Origin of the sequence: Sphingobium sp. B10D7B (assembly GCF_025961955.1) — a bacterium.
Classification (GTDB): domain Bacteria; phylum Pseudomonadota; class Alphaproteobacteria; order Sphingomonadales; family Sphingomonadaceae; genus Sphingobium.
This window is the reverse complement of record NZ_JAOQOQ010000001.1, coordinates 134,479-153,738: the sequence shown is the minus strand read 5'-3', so window position 1 is coordinate 153,738 and position 19,260 is coordinate 134,479. Positions and strand designations below refer to the sequence as shown.

Here is a 19,260-nt window from a genome sequence, read left to right as displayed (position 1 = left end):
CAGTAACACCAAAACAAGCGCTGCTTGACCGATAAAACATGTAAACATATGTTTATAGTGGTGAGTGCGCGCAGCTCGAATTGGCCTATGTGTGAAATGTGAGCCGCGAGAAGGCTTCTGGCCTGACGGCAAGAGAGGATGCAGATATGAAGATGCGGTTGCTGGTTGCCCTTGGGCTTGTCACCGCCTCGCTGGCCGCTGGCGCCGCTCCCGCCGCTCCATCGATCGCGAGCGAGGCCGAAGCCCCCAACACCCAAGTTCGGGTGGAGCGGCGGCTGATCCAATCACAAGCCATTGCGGGCAATCTTCTGGGGACCTCCGCCGAGCGCGAGGTCTTTGTCGTTCTTCCCCCGAGTTATGACCGCGAAGCCAAGCGGCGATACCCCGTGGTGTACGCCCTGCACGGCTTCTCCATCGATGCAGCAAGCTGGATGCAGAAACTCGATGCGGCCAGGCGGATCGCTGCAGCTTTTGCTGCGGGAGTGCCGGAGGTCATTGTCGTGTTCCCCGATGGGAGCAATGAGTATGGCGGATCTTTCTATGGCAGTTCTAATGTCACCGGCGACTTCGAGACATTCATAGCGGATGAACTGCCTGCCTATATCGACCGGGAGTTCCGCTCGATTCCAGAGGCGGCCGCGCGTGGCTTGATGGGGCATTCCATGGGCGGCTACGGCGTCGCGCGCATTGGCATGAAGCGCCCAGGGCGGTTTGGCGTTCTCTACATGATGTCGCCCTGTTGCCTGAGCGCTCTCGGAACGCAGGGATTGACCGCAAAAGAAGTGAGGGAGATCAACGATCTTGCATCCCCTCAGGCAGCCCGGGGGCTTCCGTTCAAATATGCAGGGCCACTTGCGACAGCGGCGGCGTTCTCGCCCAATCCGGCGAAGCCGCCGCTCTTTGTCGATCTGCCGATTACGGAACAGGGCGAGTCGCGCGAGGCGATCATGGCCAAGCGCGCAGCCAATGCCCCGCTCAGTTTCATCGACCAGTATGTCGCTGCTCTCAGGACCTATCGCGCCATTGGCATCGACGTCGGCGATCAGGACACGATCGTCACCGCAGCAACCGAGCTCCATAAAAACCTAGATAACTATGCTATAAGCAATCAACTGGACATTTATCCCGGCGATCACAGCAGTAAAGTTCCGGAAAGACTGCAAAAGGAAGTCCTCCCATTCTTCGGAAAACATCTGAAAATTGTCATAGATCGATAAACATATACATGAACTCTCTCAGCGAGATCATACATGTAGACAAGACATATCTGTAGTTGATCACTTATTTTATCGCCCGACTCATCACAGTCCTGTCTCATTTTTACAAAATAGATACATCGCACCTCCGCCAAATTCCTCTGGAGTTCGCCGATTATTAGGATTGCAGCTGCCGAAAATGCGCGCTAGATCGCTAACCGGAAAAATATCCGGAAATATGGCGAGCATCGCGAGGGGCGACGAGAGGGTCTCCATTTCGCTAGAATTCGCCCGAGGGAGACTGAGATGAAAAACCTGGGATTGGCAACCATAAGCTCGGCAGCGCTGGTTCTCGCTTTGTTAGCAGGGCCGGCAAGCGCGCAGGTAGGATCGGCATCGCCGGCCCCGCAAGCGACGCCACAGGACAGCCGGGCAGGCGGCCTTGAGGACATCGTGGTTACCGCCACGCGCCAGTCGACGAACTTGCAGGATACGCCGATCGCCATCACCGCGGTCACGGCCGAGGCGATCGAGCAGAAGGGCATCACCAGCGTCGGCGAACTGACCGCGGTGGTTCCCAACACGCAATTCCGGAAGTCGCAGGGTGCATTCGGGCCCGGCATTGACGCGACGATCCGGGGGATCGGCAATCGGGATACGAGCCTCGCCAGCGAGCCTGTCGTCGCTTTCTATCTCGACGACGTCTATTTCCCGACGCTGCTCGGGTCGAACTTCGATCTTCTGGATATCGAGCATATCGAGGTGCTTCGGGGCCCGCAGGGCACCCTGTTTGGGCGGAATTCGCTCGCCGGCGCCGTCAACATCATCAGCAAGCAGCCCTCCACCAGCGATGTTTATGGGCGTATTCAGATCACGGCGGGATCCTATGACCGCATGGACTTCCGCGGCTCGCTGAATCTGCCGTTGAACGAGCAGCTCGCCCTCTCCGTTTCTGCGCTTTCGAAGAAGCGGACCGGCTATCAGAAGATCCTCGATTTCACCTGCGAGATGCGCGCGCGCGGCACGCCTGCGCTGTCGGGCTCCTTGCCTTATGCCTCGACGCTCAACATGCCGACCGCCGGGTTCACGCCCAAGGATTGCGTCGTCGGCCATCAGGGCGGCGAAGATGTGCAGGCCTATCGGGGGTCCTTGCTCTGGAAGCCATCCGAGGATCTGCGGTTCACGGTGACGGGCGACTATATCCGCGATACGAGCGAGAACAACGCCGATAGCATCGTCGGGATCATCAATAACCGGGTGTCCGGGACGGTCGTGTCCGCCGCAAACACACTGGGCCTAGCCTATGACACCCGCTTCCTGACGGGCGATCCCTATAGCACCTATGCCAGCTTCAGCGATCCCATCGCCGCAGGCACGGTCATCCCGGGCAACACATTCTATAATGGCCTGCGGATCAATGGTGTAGCCGTGCGTGGCGGCGCCAGTTTTTCGCCGTTCATCGACCTCAAGAACTGGGGTGTCTCAGCCAAGATGAGCTGGGACATCAATCCCGACATCAATTTCCTCGCGGTGGTCGCCCATCGTGAGATGGTCGAGACCCATTCCTATGACGATGATGGCTCGCCGCTCAATGTGGTGTTGCGGTCCAATACCTTCTCGGAGGAATATTGGACGGCCGAAGCGCGCCTGTCCGGCAAGTCATCGTTCATCGACTGGGTCGTGGGCGGCTTCTACTTCACGGCCGATGGCTCGCAGCACGCCGCCTTCATCTCGCCCCAAAGCTCGTTCCAGCGGCTGATCGATTCTGAGTTCAACCCGACGAGCAAGGCGGTCTTCGCCAACGCCACGATCCGGCCATTTGGTGAAGCGCTCAGCTTCGTGGGCGGCCTGCGCTATTCGGACGACAAGAAGGTCGTTGACTTCTATAACGTCCTCGACACCTCGCCCAGCGCCAGCGACACGGTCTTTTACGTCGTTCCGCAGCAGACGCGGTTCGACTGGAAGGCCGGCGTCAATTATCAGCTGGCGTCCAACGCGCTCATCTATGTGTCCGCTGCGACCGGCAACTCGCTTCCCGGCTTCGATCCGCGCCCGCAACAGCCCTCGCAGATCGGGCAATATGATGGCAATGACGACATTGCGTACGAGATCGGCGCCAAGCTCGATCTCTTCGATCGTCGGGTGCGCCTGAATCTCGCGGCCTTCTATACCGACTTCAAGAACCGCCCGACTTCGATTTCAGGATCCGAGGCCCTGCTGGACGCAAATGGTCAGCCCGTGCCCGGAAATCGCACGCTCGTCCCACTCGCGGGAGGCCCTGCGGGGTCGACCACCTGCGGTGCGGTCGTGGCGGCAGGCACCGGCATCACCTGCCTCGGACGGACCTATTATCGCAATCAGGCCGCAAAAATCCGCGGCTTTGAAGCCGAGTATACCATCAATCCCGTCGATGGCCTGCTCATCAATGGCTCGGTGGGGTACACCAAGCTGACGGCGCCGGACATTCGGGAGCGCGCAGTCAACCGTCGGCAGAATTCGCCGTTCTGGACGGCGAATGCGGGCGTGCAATACACGGCGGAGCTTCCGTCACTGGCCGGATCGATCACGCCCCGGGTGGACTGGATCTATGAATCGAGCCAGGTGGTGTCCGGCACGTCGACCACCTTTGATGACCTTATGCCGGCGCGTTCGGTCTTCAATGCCCGCCTGACCTACGACAACGACGAATATGACTTCTCGATTGCGGTGGGAGCCACGAACCTGTTCGACAAGGTTTATTATTATAACGTGTTCGACTCCCAGGCGTTGGGCGCGGCCTACACCAACGCGCAGCCGGCGGCGCCGCGCCAGTTCTACCTGACTGTGGAGAAGAGCTTCTAATAATGCGCTGAGCCGAGCATTCGGCTTACCCCAAAGCGACACAGGGCTGTCGGCAGGCGCCGGCGGCCCTGTCTGCTTCTGGCTCTGTCCGCCATGCAGGATCGGCTAAGGGCGTCAGCTTGATTCTGACCGCCAGCCGTGGAAAGCAGAGCAGCATCATTCCCCGCGAAAAAGTCGGAATATTGAACATGGCCAAATCGAAAACGCAGACCGGGGAGCAGGAGGGCGCGCGCGCGGTGGATGACGACTTCATTCCCTCGCTGGAAAAAGGGCTAGCCGTCCTGGAGTTGTTCGGATCGGACAATCCTGACTGGACCTTGAGTCAGATCGCGCGAGAGCTCAAGCTCACGCCGGGAACCACCCGCCGTATTCTGCGGACCCTGGAGAAGCTCGGTTATGCCGTTGCCGACGAGGGGCGTTTCTGCCTTACCCCCAGGGTTCTAAAACTCGGCTTTTCCTACCTCTCGTCGCAGCCCTTCGCCACCATCGCGAAACCGCTTCTCACCCAGCTTGCGCGCAGGCTGAATGCGACCTGCTGCATCACGGTGCTGGACGAGCGGGATGTGGTCTACATCGCGCGGGGCACGCATAAGCCGATCGAGCCCTTTTACGTGCATGTCGGCGCGCGACTGCCGGCCTATGCGACGGCGCCCGGCAAGGTCCTGCTCGCCGGATTGGCGCGGGACGTCTTGGAAGAGCGCCTGATAGGCTGGGACTTCCAATCCTTCACGCCTAACACCCTTTCCAGTGCCGCAGCGCTGAAGGCCGATGTGGAAGAGGCGCGGAGCAAAGGCTATGCCTTGAACGATCAGGAGATCTTCCTCGGCCAACGCTCCATTGCCGTCCCCCTGTCGCTGGGCGGGGTTCAGGCGGCTTCGATTGTCGCAGCCGCCTCGGTCAGCAGTGCGTCCCTGGATCGGCTGGTGGCCGATCTGCTTGGCCCATTGCAGGAGGCTGCGATCGAGATCGAACAGGCGGCGTCTTCGCTGCTCTGACGGCAGCCGCACCGGCGCGACTAGTCCTTCCAGGAAGCTTTCCAGGTCGCGCAGACTTTGTTGCCGTCGGGATCGCGCAGATAGGCGATATATGGCTGGCCGTAACTGCCCGGCCGCGTGCCAGGCGCGCCATCGTCCAACCCTCCATTGGCCAATCCGGCACGATGAAACGCATCGACATGTTCCGGGCTTGGCGCCCGAAAGCCGATCGTGCCGCCGTTCGCGAAGGTTGCCGGATCGCCGTTGCGGGGCGCCCTGACGGCGAAGCCCTGCTCGCCGCAGCGATAAGAAAGCAGGGGCGCGTCCGGGGCGGCGGCATTGGCATGCCCCAGTGCCCCCATCACGGCATCGTAAAACTGCCGCGCTCTCTCCAGGTCATTCGTTCCGACAAAGATGTGATTGAACATCATGGCTGGGACACGCAGGCCGCTGCTGTGCACCCCGCCCGATCGAGACGAATGCCCGAAACGGAGACACGCTGCATGACCCGCCGCTCGCCGTGATAATCATTGACGGCATAGTGCAGGACCTGGAGATTGTCCCAGAACGCCACCGTTCCCGGGCGCCACTTGAGACGGACCTGATATTCCGGTCGCTCGCACTTCTGGAACAGATATTGGAGCAAGGGCGCGCTCTCTTCCTGTGTCCATCCCTCAAAGTGGGTCGTGTAGCCGCGGTTGACGAACAGCGATTTACGGCCGGTGATCGGATGCCGGATAACCACGGGATGGGTCGCCTTCACGATCTTCGCCTTGGCGCCTGCATATTGGGGCAGCAGGGACATCGACGTGATGACCCGCTCGTTATTATGCTCTGCGAGCATCGTTTCGAGCTGGGTCTTCATGCCCTCTGAGAGATCATCATAAGCGGCAGCGAGGCTCGCAAACACCGTGTCGCCGCCGGCTGACGGCAGCACCTTCGCCGCGAGGATAGAGCCCCAGGACGGAACCTCGTTGAATGTCTGGTCGGCATGCCAGCCTCCGCCCACATTCTTGAGCTGCTGCTCTTCCTTCTCGATCATGGTGATCTGGGCGTCCGCCACCGGCGCGCGCTTTGCACCCGGCAAGGCAAAGCGGCGTGCAAATGCGCGTTGCCGGTCGGCGCTGAGATCCTGATCGCGGAAAAAGATGACGCCATTCTCAGCGAGAGCTTTTGTGATCTGCTCGATCGTCCGGTCATTGATATCCTTGGACATGTCCACATTGCCAATTTCGGCGCCGATAAGACCGTTGATCCGCGTGACTGAAATGTCGTCCAAATTTCCTCTCCGAACCCCGCGATGCATCGCTCTCGTCTGGGCGGACGCCTGCTCAAGACGCTGCTGGGACGCTGCTGAAACCTGCCCGCGTCGCAATAAGCCGGAAAATATTCCGGATTTATAAATTGCATGGCTTTGCCTGCGGCGCAAGCCATCCTCCGGCCTTGAGAAGCGGAAATTTCTCCGGTAGCATCTGCGGATCAATGGATGATGCAAGACCGGCGGTGGGAAACTGCCTCCGCGCCCTGTGAGCCTCCTGACATTTCTCATCTGCCTTTCCGGGGAAGACCGAATCCATGAGAAGATCACTGCGCCGATTGATAGCGTCGGCGAGCATCGGCAGCTTGTGCGTCGCCGCGAGTCCGTTCACGGCAACTCCGGCATTCGCTGCGCCCATCGTCCTTGAGCGGCAAGGTTCGTTTTCGGTCGGTGGTGCGCTGCTGGGTGACGCCGCATCGGGACATCTGTCGTGCGATCACGGTTTCGTGGAATATCAGATCCCCCGGCGGGCGCGGAAGACAGCGCTGCTGCTGTGGCACAGTTCCAGCGTGGCCGTGTGGCAAAACCGGTGGGATGGCGGCGAAGGCTTCCAGAGCATCTTTCTGCGCCGCGGTTTTCCGATCTACCTCTGGGATGGCCCGCGTGTTGGCCGCGCGAACTGGGGCTGCGAGGATTATACCTACAAGGCGGTGCCCGGCCGAGATGAGGGGAATTTCAAGGCCTGGCGCCTGGGGGAAGCCTACCCCAACTGGTTCCCGGGCATCCAGTTTCCCAAGGACGACCCGCAAGCCTGGGATCAGGCGATGCGCGCGCGTTATGATGAGTTCGACACTGTGCCGAACGCCCAGTTGCAGAGCGCGGCAGCGGCGAAAGCGGTCGACCGAATTGGGCCGACGGTGCTTGTCACCAATTCCGGCGGCGGGTTCAGAGCCTTCATGACCGCGCTCGAGAGTGACAATGTCAAAGGCATCGTCGCTTACGAGCCACCCGGGTTCGTGTTTCCTGAAGGGGAAGGCCCGCCGGCCGGAAAGGGACCGTTCGGCCCGGTCAAGGTGTCCGCCGAGCAATTCAAACGGCTCACGCGCATTCCGATCCAGATCGTGTTCGGCGACCACATTGCACAGTCGACCAACTGGAGTGCGGCCTATCGCGCGGCGACGACCTTTGTGGCGATCGTCAACGCCCATGGCGGCAAGGCGGAAATCCTGTCCTTGCCTGCCGCCGGCCTCTCGGGGAACACCCACCTCCCTTTTGCGGACCTCAATAATGTGGCCGTGGCCGACCTCCTCTCGGCCTTCCTTCACCGGCACGGGCTGGACGAGCGCTGACCACCGCCGTCGCCGGAAGGCCGGCCTTAGGACGGGCGCGGCGGCATGGTCAGCCCGCGCTGAACTGCCGGCCGCGCCAGTCCTTGTTCGAGCCATCGCGCGACGTGGGGCATTGATCCGAAGTCAACCAACTCTGCCGCGTCGAACAGGCCGACAATATTGCGAATCCAGCCGAGCAGCGAGATGTCGACGATCGAATAGTCCTTGCCAAGAAGCCACTCCCGATCTGCGAGCCGCGTGTTCATGACGCTGAGCAGCCGAGCCGTTTCCGCCGCGTACCGGTCTCTGGGTCGCTTGTCCTCCCAGTCCTTGCCCGCGAACTTGTGGAAAAAACCCAGCTGGCCGACCATCGGACCAACGCCCCCGACCTGGAACATCAGCCACTGCAGCGCTTCCCAGCGACCGGATGCATCGGTAGGCATGAACTGCCCGGTCTTCTCCGCAAGGTAGAGCAGAATGGCACCGGACTCGAACAGAGCGATCGGGGCTCCTCCCGGGCCGGAGGGATCGACGATGGCCGGAATCTTCCCGTTCGGGCTGATCGAGAGAAACTCCGGGCTCTTTTGCTCGTCCGTCGAAAAGGCGACGAGATGCGCTTCGTAAGGCAGCCCCGTCTCTTCAAGCATGATAGAGACCTTCACGCCATTGGGCGTGGGGACGGAATAGAGCTGAATCCGATCGGGATGTTCGGCCGGCCAACGCCGGGTGATTTCCATCTCAGACAGGCTGGGCATCGCAATTCTCCGCTATGTTGGGGCCTGGGAAGCATCAACGCTCGAAAAGTAGGTTCTTGCCGCGTCCGTCAAGTGATCGATGACCGCCTGCCGCGCTTCAAATGTGAAGCTTGCGGCGTGCGGCGTCAGGATCACATTCTCGAGGTGGGCCAAGCGCGGATCGAAGTCCGGCTCCTTGTCGAACACATCGAGCGCCGCACCGGCGATCGTGCGACCTTCCAGCGCGTCGATCAAAGCCTCTTCATCGATCACAGCGCCGCGCGCGATGTTGACGACAATGCCTTGCGGGCCAAGCGCGTCCAGGACCTCGCGGGTGACCATGCGCCGCGTCTGATCCGTCACCGCGCAGGCCAGCACCAGAATGTCGCACGCGGCAGCGAGCGCGGTTACGTCGGAATGATAAGTGTAGGCGCAATCCGCGACCGGGGCGCGCGCATGGTAATCAACAGACATGCCCAGGCTGGCACATTTCTCGGCGAGCCTCCGTCCGATCCGACCCAGTCCGACAATGCCGACCCGCCGGGCGCTCACGCGACGGCCATTCATGAAGCGGTTCTCCGCCCAACGTCCGCTGCGCATGAACCGGTCGGCCGCGACGATGTTGCGCTCGGCGGCGTAGATGAGCCCGAGTGCAAAATCGGCGACATCTTCCGTGAACTGGTCGGGGGTGTGCGCGAGGACGATCTGGCGTGCGGCCAGCGCCTCGACGTCGATATTGTCCAGACCCGCGCCGAGGGAGAGCACGAGTCCTAAATCCGGCAGCGCTTCCAGAAGGCCCGAGGGAATGCCAAGGACCGCCCGCGTGGCCACAGCGCGCACAGTCGATGGAATTGCCGTGACGGGCTGCGCATTCGCGCCTTCGAGCGGGACGGGGATCAACCGAAAATCGCGTTCGAGCGCGGCTCGCAGGTCCGCGGGCAGCTCGGCGATGACGGCAATTTCGGGCAGGTCGTTCACGTTCGCTCCTTCTGGCTGACTTGCATGACCTAAAGAAATAGGTCAATAGCGCTAGCCCCGGCCGTCGTCCGACGGTGAAAGCACGTCAGGAGGCAGAAGCATGACCAGCAACTCCGGAATGTCCGGCGACGGTCGTCCTCCGCACATCCTGCCGGCCAGCGCCTGGGATTTCCACACCCATGTTTTCGGGCCGCGTCCGCACTTTCCGCTCGCAGCAGGCGGCGCTTACGAGCCTCCGTCCGCCGACCGCGACCTGCATCTTGCGACGCTCGACCGGCTGGGGTTCGATCACGCGCTTCTCATCCAGCCCTCCCTCTATGGCGACGATCATAGCGCCCTGCTGGATGCTTTGCGCCACGGCCAGGGCCGGCTGCTGGGAGTCGGCTCTGTCAGCGCGACGATCGATCGAGATAGGCTGGCAGCATTAAGAAGCGCAGGCGTCGTCGCCCTTCGTTTTGTCGGCGTGCCGGGGCCGGACGGCGGCCCCTATCCGGGGACGCAAGGCTTTGATCAACTTGAGGATCTGTGCAGCGACATGCGCGCTCTCGGGCTTCACGCCCATGTGTGGGGAAGTTTGGAGCAATGCGCTGATCTGGCGCTTGGCGACGCTGGGAGCGATATGCCGTTGGTGTTCGATCACCTGGCCGGTCTCTCCCCGGACGACCGTCCGGGCACCTATCGCTTCGACCGGCTCCTCGATGCCCTCATCACCGGCATGGCCTGGGTCAAGCTGACCTATTTTCGGCGGTCGGCACTGCCGGGCGACTATAGCGACATGCAGCCGGTCGTATCCGCACTTGTAGACGCGGCACCCCACCGGGTGATCTGGGGATCGGACTGGCCCTTTGTACGGACCGCTCAGGTGCCCGACCCGTCAGCCCTGCTCAATCAGCTCCGGTCCTGGGTGGGAGAAGAGGCTTTCCGTCGCTGCCTTTCAGACAATCCTGCCGCCCTTCTCGGGATGAAAATGCCTTGACCGTGCCAATCCCGACTCCTAGAACTAAAACCTAGTTATATGGGTATTCTCTTGTCATGATTACCGAGGATCTGGTGCAGGAGATATCGGAATCCCTCTACTCAGCTGCATTGCGGAGGGTTCCGCCGGATACGATCCAGGCGCTGGAAGTAGCACGGGAAAATGAAGCGCAGGAGAGCGCCAGGGCAACGCTCGATCTCATGGTGCGAAGTGCGCGTCTCGCAGAGGCGAGAGACACATTCGTCTGCTCGGACAGCGGCGTGCCGACCTATTTCGTCGAAATCGGCGGGGCGGCACAGTGGCAGGGCGACCTCAAGGCCGCCATTACCCGCGGCTTTGACCATCTTGTCGAGACCATTTCACCGCCCCTTCTCAAACACGTCAATAATCCCCTCACGAACGAGCGCGGCGGGCCGGGCAAGGACATGCCCGCCATTACCGTCGATCTGCTCGGCAATGCCGATTATATCGACATCACCTGCGTACCCAAGGCGCTCGGGTCGGGACGCTGGGCATCCTTGCGCACGTTGATCTCGCCTTCGCTGGAAGACATAGAAGCCTGCGTGCTGGATGCCATCATCGAAGCGGGGTCTCAGCATTGCCCCCCCGTCGTTGTTGGCGTGGGAATTGGCGGAAATTTCGACCTGACGGCCAAGCTCGCCAATCGCGCGACCTATCGTGAGATCGGCTCTCTCAACCCCGATCCGACACTCGCGGCCATGGAAGAGCGGCTGACTGAGGCGGCCAACGCAACGGGTTTCGGCCCGATGGGGGTTGGCGGCAGCACCACGGCGCTTGCCGTCCACATCGATTATGCTTTCGGTCATGGCTACACGCCGGTCGCGGTCTGCTTCAATTGCTGGATCAACCGGCGGGCGAAGGCGCGGCTCCATAGCGATGGCCGCGTGGAACGACTGTTCTGATGGCGGTCGTCTCGATCACATGCCCGCCTTCCCGGGAAGCGGTGGCCGCGCTCGATGTTGGCGATCTGGTCTATTTGAGCGGCGATATCGTCGTCACCGGCGGCCTGCCGGCCCACAAGCGGATGATCGACTGTCTCGATCGCGACTTGCCGCTGCCGCTGACGTTTGAAGGTGTTTTCATCCATCTCCCGCACATGATCGAGGCGCGGCCCGACGGCGGTTATGATGTGCAGTACGTCAATCCCACGACCAGCCGCCGCTTCGATGCCTATATGCCGCAGCTTATCCGGGATCTGGACCTGCGCATCGTTGGCGGCAAGGGCGGCCTGGGCGCGGACGTCGCCAAGGTCATGGCAGAAACAGGCTGCGTCTACCTGTCGCTGCTTGGCGGCGGGAGCCCGATCCTGTCCGAAGCGATCAAGGAGGTTCTCGCCGTCGAATGGCGGGATTTTCCATCGCATTTCAGGCTAAGCAAGATGAGAGTCGAAAATCTCGGCCCTCTCACCGTCGGCATCGATGCCCGGGGCCGCTCCATTTACCAGTCTCTTGAAGATCAGGCGCGCAGTCGCCTGCCCGCAATCATGCAGACGCTCAAACAGCGTCGCGTAGCAGCCGAAAGATCGGAATAATCATGGCCAATGTTCAGCCCCTCTTTTTCGATCCGAAGGACAGCGCGTCGTTCAAACGCGGTATCTTCAATGCCATCGTGGCCCCCAGGCCCATCGGCTGGCTGAGCACGGTCGACGAGCACGGCAAGTCCAATCTGGCGCCCTTCTCCTATTTCAATATCGTCTCGAACCTGCCGCCCATCCTCATGTTCTCCTGCAACACGCCGGAGGATCGGCCGGCCAAGGACACGTTGGCGAACGTTAGGAAAACCGGCGAATTCGTCTTCAATCTCGTTGCTGCCAGTCAGCTCGAAGCGATGAACGATACCTCCTCGCCGGTGCCTTACGGCGTCGACGAATTCGAGCATTTCGGGATCGAAAAAGCGCCCTGCCGGGTCGTCGCCGCGCCCCGCGTTGCCGCCTCGCCCTGCAGCCTGGAATGCCGGGTCATCAAGGTGATCTCGTTCGGCGGCGGCGATCTGGGCCCGGAGACGAATGTCACGTTCGGCGAGGTGGTGGGGATGCATATTGCGCCCGGCTATCTGCACGAAGACGGGCATTTCGACACGCTCGCCGCCCGTCCGGTGTCGCGACTGGGCGGCGCCGAATATGCGGTGACGCAGGAGAGCTTCGAACTGGCGCGCAAGTTCAAGCGCGCCAACGAAGCAACCTATTGAGGGCCGAACACATGAACAAGCCAGTGCGAACGCCAATGCTCGTGGACCTGATGCCCGCTCCTGCCGATGAGCTTGGCCGCACCGCTGCCAGAGCGCAGAATTTCTCCATCGAGCGGGTCCAAAGCGGGCCCGCCTCATCGCATCGCTTCGCTTCGGAGCGGGAGATCATCCTGCTTCTTCCGCATGCCGGGGGAACGCTGAGCGGAGATCGGGCCATGGCGCTGCCCGGCCATAGCGTGGTCATCATCCCGGCCGGCGCCTATGCCTTCGCGTTGGACCGGCCCGCGGCCTTCTATCTTCTCGCGACCCATCGTGAGCAGGCCGACATGGCGATGCCCCGCAATGCCGACGCCTATGCTTCGCATGACGCGCGGGTGCGTCCCGTGGGCAAGGCTTATGAGCGCATCGCGCATGGGGGGGATGTCCGCATTCACCGGATCGAGGATGTGACCATTCCGCCCGACAATGGCAGGCTGCGTTTCCTTCAAAGCGAAACCATGAGCATCAACTGGGTCGAATATGACGGGCTGCGGGACAATAGCGCGCTAAGCCCCCATGCCCATGCCGATCTGGAGCAGGCAAGCCTGGCCATCGAAGGCCAGTTCACCCACCATCTGCGGACCCCTTGGGGCCGCGATGCGCGGCTCTGGCAGGAGGATCAGCATCTGCCTGCCGGCCCTTCCAGCGTGGTCGTCATTCCGCCCGAGATCATCCACACCACGGAGGGCGTGGGGGATGGCAAGCATGTGCTGGTCGACGTGTTCGCGCCCCCTCGCGTCGACTTCATTGCGAAGGGCTGGGTGTTCAACGCGCACGAATATCATGCCGAGGCGGAGCCTGCGGCATGAGCCGGGAAGCGCCTCGCGGGCTGTTCATCAAGACTCCGGCGCCCCAGATTGTCGAGATCCTGGCGCTGGAGAAGCCGGATTTCGCGGTGATCGATGCGGAGCATGGCCCTTTCGACCGGGGCATGCTCGATCTCATGATGCTGGCAGGACGCGCGGCGCAGTTGCCCTTATTGGTGCGGGTTGCCGACGCTCAGAGCAGCTCGATCTGCGGCGCTCTGGATCTTGGGGCCGCCGGGATCATGGTTCCCCATGTCGCGTCGGTGGAGATGGCACGCGCCGTGGTCGCGAGCGCCCGCTATAAGGGCGGCAAAAGAGGCTATTCGAGCGCGCCGCGCCACGCAAATTACGGTTCGGGCTCGATGCGTGACGTCATCGATGCCGCGGACGATGTCCTTGTTCTGGTGCAAATCGAACATCCGGACGCGGCACTTGAGGCGAAAGCGATTCTGGAGCTTGAGGGCGTCGACGGGATCGTAATCGGTCGGGCGGACCTGGCCGTCGCCTTGGGCGAAAGCGACGCCTCCTCCCCTGCTGTCGAAGCGATCGTGACCTCGATTTTTCAGGCCGTGGCAGACAGCGAAAAGATCAAGGGCGTCGTCGTCTCCAGTGAGGCGGAGCGCCGTTACTTCTCGGACATGGGTGCCAATTGGTATATCATGGGGAGCGATCAAAGCCTTTTACGGAAGGCAGCCCGGCAGCTAATGGCGGACTCTTTGTAACGGAGACAGGCTGTGAGCACGCATTCAACCCGGTCCAATCCGAAAGGCCCCGGTGGCCGGCCCGCAGGAGCCGCCGATCTCGGCAGCCGGGGCATCGCGCGCTATCATCAACTCGCGGCCGTCTTCCGCCGCCATATCGAGACGGGCGTGTGGGAAGTCGGCAGCCAGATACCGACCGTCGTTGAGCTGGCCCTGTCCTATGATGTGGCGCGGGAGACCGTCCGGCAGGCCCTGGGCATGTTGGCCGAGGAAGGTCTGATCCGCCGATACCGCGCCAAAGGCACGTTCGTCACCGGCGCACCGCGCGATCAGATCTGGTGCCAGTTGGAGACCAACTTCCTCGGCCTGCTCCAGGCGCGCGAAGGCGCACAGATCGAACTGATCGGCGAGGAGCGCAAGGTCGGCATCGCTGGAACGATCGAGTTTGGCGTTGCCGACGGGGCCTATCGCAAGCTCAGCCGTCGGCATTGGCGCGATGACCAGCCCTATATGATCGCCGAGGTCTTCATTTCCGAGCGCTGGGCGAACAAGATTCCGCGCGCGGCGTTCACAAGCAAGACGGCGTTGAAGCTGGTCGCCGACATCGATGGCCTCGCCATTGCCGATGTGGAGCAGATCATGACCATCGGCGTAGCGGATCTCGACGCGTCGGTCTCTCTCCAGATCCCACTCAACGCCCCTGTCGCGCAGATCGAGCGCTATGTGGTCGATGCCGACGGCATTCTCGTTCTGTTTGCGCGGAACACCTATCGAGGGGACGTCGTTCGCCTCAACATCAAGTCCAAATAGGCTTGAAACGGTCATTTCGTGGCCATTTCCTCCCAATCTCCGCTTTACTAGGCCGTTAATCTGGATATATAGGTTTTATGTGAGGGGCAGCGTGCGCTGATGAGGGCGCGCTGTCGAGCCGGAGGGATGCAATGAACTGGCCACAGTTGATCGGCATAGGTTGCGCAGTGACATCGTCATGCGTCGGCGCCTTCGGGCTCTTCACGCTCAAGCCATTACCGCCATCGGCCCGGCTGGGCGCCCTCGCGACGCTGGATAGCGACGGGAACGGCCAGCTTTCGCGGGCGGAATGGGCATCCGGCGGTCGAAAGGCTGGCGCTTTCGATGCCCAGGATACCAACCGCAACGGCATACTTGAACCCGCCGAGGTCCGGTCTCGGCGCGGCGCTGCTCGGAAGGATTGATTATGGATGCTCGGCCGGGCCTTGCCGGTGGCGCTCTCAAGCCAGCCGCCACCAAATTCTCCAGTCAGCAGCTCTGGGCACTGACGATCCTGGGGATTTTCAGCGGCTTTAACATGGTCGATCGCGGCTTGCTGGCACTCAATCTGGAGCCGATCAAACTCGAGCTCGGTGCGACCGATACCCAGATGAGCCTGGCCGCGGGCATCGGCTTCTTCCTGCTGAATGCCGTCGCCGGCGTGCCCCTGGCGCGTCTGGCCGATCGCTACAGCCGTCGCGACATCATCGCCATCGGTTTCGGCTTTTACAGCCTCATCATCGGCTTGATGGGAATGGTCACCAGCTTTGTCGGCCTGCTGTTCACGCGCATGCTGCTGGGGATCGGCGAGGCATCGGGTAACGCGCCCTCCAGCGCAATGGTTAACGATCTGGTGCCGCCGCAAAACCGCCGGATGGCCCTTGCGAGCCTGCGGATTTTCGGCGCGATCATCGTTCTCGTGATGATGAGCAGCCTCGGCTACGTGACGGATCGCTACGGCTGGCGTGCGTCTTTCTACGTTCTGGCTTTGCCGGCGATCATCCTCGTGCCGTTGGCCATCTTCACCGTGCGCGAGCCGGAGCGCGAGAAGGACGCCCAGGGCAAGGCCATTGCGCCTGTCAGCCTGAAAGCGGCCTGGGCTCAGTGGCGCCGCTCGCCGGCTTTCCTGCTTGTGATTACCGGGTTCGCGCTGGCTGGCGTGACGTTGCAGGCCAACAGTGTATGGGCGCCGGCCTTCCTCGTTCGCGTTCGGGAACTGTCTCCCACGGAAATTGGCGTGCTTTCGGGAATTTCGCGCGGCCCGGCCTTGCTGATCGGCGCACTGGTCGGCGCATGGGTCACCGACCGACTTGCCCGGCGGGACCATCGCTGGCGCTTCTGGGTGCCGGGGATCATGCTGATGCTGGGGGCGCCCGCCGAAATGACCTATCTGATGGCCGACGACTATTGGGTGTGGATGCCCGCCTATCTGCTCACCGGAATGCTGATCATGGGGTCGCAAGCCTCGACGGTCGCCATCTGCATGGACGTATCCGGGGCCGGTCTGCGCGCGACAGGGTTGGCCTTCGCGCTTCTCGCCAGCAATTTCCTGGCCGATCTCATCGGGCCGACCAGCATCGGCCTGATGAACGATACGATCTTCGCCGATCTTGGCGTCCACGCGTTGCGCTATTCGATGGGAATCGTGGCGTGCTCGGCGGCCGTTGGCGGCTTTCTGATCTTCGTCGCCTCCCGGTTTGAGACGGAGCAAACCCGCTCCGGTTAGCCGATGGCGGCGGGACATGGGCACCTTGGGCGGATCGGCGTTCGCCCCCTGCCCTGCCCCGCGTGATCCGTTCGGTTTTGGCCTCCTGGATTTAACATCATGATCGACAAGACCTTTGCATCCCTGATCGAGGCGACAGCGGATATCCCTGATGGCGCCTCGGTGATGATCGGCGGGTTCGGAACCGCTGGCATGCCGGACGAACTCGTCGACGCGCTGATTGCGCGGGGCGTGGGCAACCTCACCATCATCAGCAACAATGCGGGCAATGGCGAAACCGGCCTCGCGGCATTGATCCGGGCCGGATGCGTCGCAAAGATCATCTGCTCCTTCCCGCGCCAGGTCGATTCCCACCATTTCGACGCGCGCTATCGGGCGGGAGAGATCGAGCTCGAACTCGTGCCGCAAGGCAATCTCGCGGCACGGATACAGGCCGCCGGTGCGGGCCTTGGCGCCATCTTCACGCCCACCGGCTTTGGCACGCAACTCGCAGAAGGCAAGGAAACCCGCCGCATCGGCGAACGAGATTATGTGCTGGAATATCCGATCTCGGCGGACTTCGCGCTGATCAGGGCGCATCGCGGCGACCGCTGGGGCAATCTCGTCTACAGCAAGACGGCCCGCAACTTCGGCCCGATCATGGCGATGGCGTCCAGAACATGCATCGCTCAGCTGTCCGAAATCGTCCCGCTGGGCGCCCTCGATCCTGAAGCGATCGTGACGCCCGGCATCTTTGTCCAGCGGGTGGTGCAGGTCGATCGCCGGAACGTGGCCGCCGCATGAGGAGAAGCCTGCCATGAACCGACGCGACCGCAATCAGCTTGCCCAGCGCGTGGCGCAGGACATCCCGGAGGGCGCCTACGTCAATCTCGGCATCGGACTGCCAACCAAGATCGCGGACTATCTGCCAGCAGACCGCGACATTTTCCTCCAGAGCGAAAATGGACTGCTCGCCATGGGGCCTGCGCCAGCGCCGGGCGAGGAGGATTGGGAACTGATCAACGCAGGCAAGCAGCCGGTCACCCTGCTACCCGGCGGCGCCTATTTTCACCATGCGGACAGCTTCGCGATGATGAGGGGCGGACATATCGATATATGCGTGATGGGCGCCTATCAGGTATCCGTGACCGGCGATCTCGCCAACTGGCATACCGGCGAGGAAGGCGCGATCCCGGCTGTCGGAGGCGCGATGGATCTGGCAATCGGCGCCCGGCAGACCTTTGTAATGATGGACCTGCTGACCCGCCAAGGGAAAAGCAAGCTGGTAGCCGAGTGCAGCTATCCGCTGACAGGGCTGGCCTGCGTGTCCCGCGTTTACACCGATCTTGCCACCTTCGAGGTCGGGCAGGCAGGCGCCCGCGTCATCGACATGGTGGATGGCCTCGGCCTTGATGACCTCCGTGCGCTCACCGGGGTCCCCTTGGAACTCACGGCCGGAGCGCAAGGCCTCTCCGGCTCGGGGCAAGAGGCATGAAAGAGGCCTTCATCTGCGATGCCATCCGGACACCGATCGGGCGCTATGGCGGGAGCCTCTCCGGCATAAGGGCGGACGATTTGGGCGCGCTGCCTATCAAGGCGCTGCTCGAACGCAATCCGCAACTCGACCCAGCCGCGATCGAGGAGGTGTTCTACGGATGCGCCAATCAGGCGGGCGAGGACAATCGCAATGTCGCGCGGATGAGCCTCTTGCTTGCCGGGCTTCCTGTGACGGTGCCGGGCGTCACCCATAACCGCTTGTGCGCTTCGGGCCTGGAGGCCGTCAGCGCGGCCGCGCGCGCGATCGGCACAGGCGAGATGCAGCTTGCGCTGGCCGGCGGTGTGGAGAGCATGAGCCGCGCGCCGCTCGTCATAGGCAAGGCCACAGGCGCTTTCGACCGCGATCAGCAGTTGATGGATACCACAATGGGCTGGCGCTTCATTAATCCAGCGCTCGATGCCGCCTATGGCACGGAGACGATGCCGCGAACGGCCGAGAATGTCGCATCGGCATACCAGATCAGCCGCGCGGATCAGGATGAATTTGCGCTCCGCAGCCAGCAGCGCGCTGCGGCTGCCAAGAGCAGCGGCTTTCACGATGGGGAAATTCTGCCTGTCGCGGTGCCGGGGAAGGTGCGTGGAGAGACGGATCTCATGTCCTTCGACGAGCACCCGCGCCCCACGACCTCCCTTGAAACGCTCTCGCGGCTCAAGCCCTTGTTCGGTGCCGAGGGCACCGTCACCGCCGGCAATGCGTCCGGCATCAATGATGGCGCGGCGGCGATGATCATCGCGACCGAGCAGGCTGCGAAGACCTTCGGGCTGACGCCGCGTGCGCGCATCCTCGGCGCGGCGGCGGCAGGCGTAGAGCCCGGGATGATGGGAATCGGCCCGGTGCCGGCCACACAAAAGCTAATGCAGCGTCTCGATCTCACCATCCGCGACTTCGACGCGATCGAGCTGAACGAAGCTTTTGCCAGCCAGAGCCTGGCCGTCCTCCGGTTGCTCGGGCTGGAGGACGATGCGGCGCACGTCAATGCGCATGGCGGCGCCATCGCGTTGGGGCATCCACTCGGCATGTCGGGCGCGCGCCTCGCGCTGACATTGGTACGTCAATTGGAAGAGACCGGTGGCAAACGCGGGCTCGCCACCCTTTGCGTGGGCGTAGGCATGGGCCTGGCGCTGGCGGTGGAGCGCGTCTGAACAGGCGGTTTCAGAACTTACACGAAA

General features: G+C 62.2%; 19 protein-coding genes. 15 read left to right on the top strand and 4 right to left on the bottom strand.

Annotated features, from left to right (window positions below; all coding sequences use genetic code 11):
• Positions 1–146: 146 nt before the first annotated feature.
• The 3 genes from M2331_RS00700 to M2331_RS00690 all read left to right on the top strand — a co-directional run bounded on the left by M2331_RS00700 (position 147) and on the right by M2331_RS00690 (position 5,032).
• Positions 147–1,217, top strand: a complete 1,071-nt coding sequence (locus M2331_RS00700) for an alpha/beta hydrolase (protein WP_220128598.1) — start codon at positions 147–149, stop codon at positions 1,215–1,217.
• A 285-nt stretch (positions 1,218–1,502) separates the two neighbouring features.
• Positions 1,503–4,037, top strand: coding sequence for a TonB-dependent receptor (locus tag M2331_RS00695; RefSeq protein ID WP_181558515.1), 2,535 nt, complete (start codon positions 1,503–1,505; stop codon positions 4,035–4,037).
• Between the two features lie 188 nt (positions 4,038–4,225).
• On the top strand, positions 4,226–5,032 hold the full coding sequence (locus tag M2331_RS00690) for an IclR family transcriptional regulator C-terminal domain-containing protein (RefSeq protein WP_181558514.1): 807 nt from the start codon (positions 4,226–4,228) through the stop codon (positions 5,030–5,032).
• A 20-nt stretch (positions 5,033–5,052) separates the two neighbouring features.
• Here M2331_RS00690 and M2331_RS00685 read toward each other — a convergent pair whose 3' ends face one another.
• Positions 5,053–5,439 (bottom strand): VOC family protein, encoded by a 387-nt coding sequence (locus M2331_RS00685; protein ID WP_181561280.1) that lies wholly within the window; start codon positions 5,437–5,439, stop codon positions 5,053–5,055.
• Positions 5,439–6,290, bottom strand: a complete 852-nt coding sequence (locus tag M2331_RS00680; RefSeq protein WP_181558513.1) for a TauD/TfdA dioxygenase family protein — start codon at positions 6,288–6,290, stop codon at positions 5,439–5,441. The genes M2331_RS00685 and M2331_RS00680 overlap by 1 nt, the downstream gene beginning before the upstream one ends.
• A 296-nt stretch (positions 6,291–6,586) precedes the next feature.
• Between M2331_RS00680 and M2331_RS00675 the strand changes: the two genes are divergently transcribed.
• Entirely contained in the window at positions 6,587–7,618 is a 1,032-nt protein-coding gene (locus M2331_RS00675; RefSeq protein ID WP_181558512.1) for an alpha/beta hydrolase, read from the top strand.
• Between the two features lie 26 nt (positions 7,619–7,644).
• On the opposite strand, the gene M2331_RS00670 is transcribed toward M2331_RS00675, so the two are convergent.
• Entirely contained in the window at positions 7,645–8,352 is a 708-nt protein-coding gene (locus tag M2331_RS00670; RefSeq protein WP_181558511.1) for a glutathione S-transferase N-terminal domain-containing protein, read from the bottom strand.
• A 12-nt stretch (positions 8,353–8,364) separates the two neighbouring features.
• On the bottom strand, positions 8,365–9,309 hold the full coding sequence (locus M2331_RS00665) for a 2-hydroxyacid dehydrogenase (RefSeq protein ID WP_181558510.1): 945 nt from the start codon (positions 9,307–9,309) through the stop codon (positions 8,365–8,367).
• 100 nt (positions 9,310–9,409) lie between these two features.
• On the opposite strand from M2331_RS00665, the gene M2331_RS00660 reads away from it, so the two are divergent.
• The 11 genes from M2331_RS00660 (at position 9,410) to pcaF (ending at position 19,233) form a co-directional block, all read left to right on the top strand.
• On the top strand, positions 9,410–10,285 hold the full coding sequence (locus tag M2331_RS00660; protein WP_181558509.1) for an amidohydrolase family protein: 876 nt from the start codon (positions 9,410–9,412) through the stop codon (positions 10,283–10,285).
• A 56-nt stretch (positions 10,286–10,341) separates the two neighbouring features.
• Complete coding sequence (locus M2331_RS00655) at positions 10,342–11,208, top strand: fumarate hydratase (RefSeq protein WP_181558508.1); 867 nt, start codon at positions 10,342–10,344, stop codon at positions 11,206–11,208.
• Entirely contained in the window at positions 11,208–11,837 is a 630-nt protein-coding gene (locus tag M2331_RS00650; protein ID WP_181558507.1) for a fumarate hydratase C-terminal domain-containing protein, read from the top strand. The genes M2331_RS00655 and M2331_RS00650 overlap by 1 nt, the downstream gene beginning before the upstream one ends.
• A 2-nt stretch (positions 11,838–11,839) precedes the next feature.
• Positions 11,840–12,493, top strand: a complete 654-nt coding sequence (locus M2331_RS00645) for a flavin reductase family protein (protein WP_181558506.1) — start codon at positions 11,840–11,842, stop codon at positions 12,491–12,493.
• An 11-nt stretch (positions 12,494–12,504) separates the two neighbouring features.
• Positions 12,505–13,341 carry a hypothetical protein gene (locus M2331_RS00640; protein WP_181558505.1) on the top strand — a complete coding sequence of 279 codons (837 nt, stop codon included), beginning with the start codon at positions 12,505–12,507 and terminating at the stop codon, positions 13,339–13,341.
• Positions 13,338–14,060 carry an HpcH/HpaI aldolase family protein gene (locus tag M2331_RS00635; protein WP_181558504.1) on the top strand — a complete coding sequence of 241 codons (723 nt, stop codon included), beginning with the start codon at positions 13,338–13,340 and terminating at the stop codon, positions 14,058–14,060. Before M2331_RS00640 ends, M2331_RS00635 begins: the two co-directional genes overlap by 4 nt.
• A gap of 12 nt (positions 14,061–14,072) precedes the next feature.
• A complete protein-coding gene (locus M2331_RS00630; protein ID WP_264571863.1) occupies positions 14,073–14,849 on the top strand; it encodes a GntR family transcriptional regulator in 777 nt (258 codons plus the stop codon).
• 406 nt (positions 14,850–15,255) lie between these two features.
• The gene (locus M2331_RS00625; RefSeq protein ID WP_181558503.1) at positions 15,256–16,554 is read left to right on the top strand and encodes an MFS transporter; all 1,299 of its coding nucleotides are present in this window, start codon (positions 15,256–15,258) and stop codon (positions 16,552–16,554) included.
• Positions 16,555–16,653: 99 nt separating this feature from the next.
• Positions 16,654–17,337, top strand: coding sequence for a 3-oxoacid CoA-transferase subunit A (locus tag M2331_RS00620; protein ID WP_181558502.1), 684 nt, complete (start codon positions 16,654–16,656; stop codon positions 17,335–17,337).
• 13 nt (positions 17,338–17,350) lie between these two features.
• Positions 17,351–18,028, top strand: a complete 678-nt coding sequence (locus tag M2331_RS00615) for a 3-oxoacid CoA-transferase subunit B (protein ID WP_181558501.1) — start codon at positions 17,351–17,353, stop codon at positions 18,026–18,028.
• Positions 18,025–19,233, top strand: a complete 1,209-nt coding sequence (pcaF, locus tag M2331_RS00610; RefSeq protein WP_181558500.1) for a 3-oxoadipyl-CoA thiolase — start codon at positions 18,025–18,027, stop codon at positions 19,231–19,233. Before M2331_RS00615 ends, pcaF begins: the two co-directional genes overlap by 4 nt.
• The last annotated feature ends 27 nt before the right edge of the window (positions 19,234–19,260 follow it).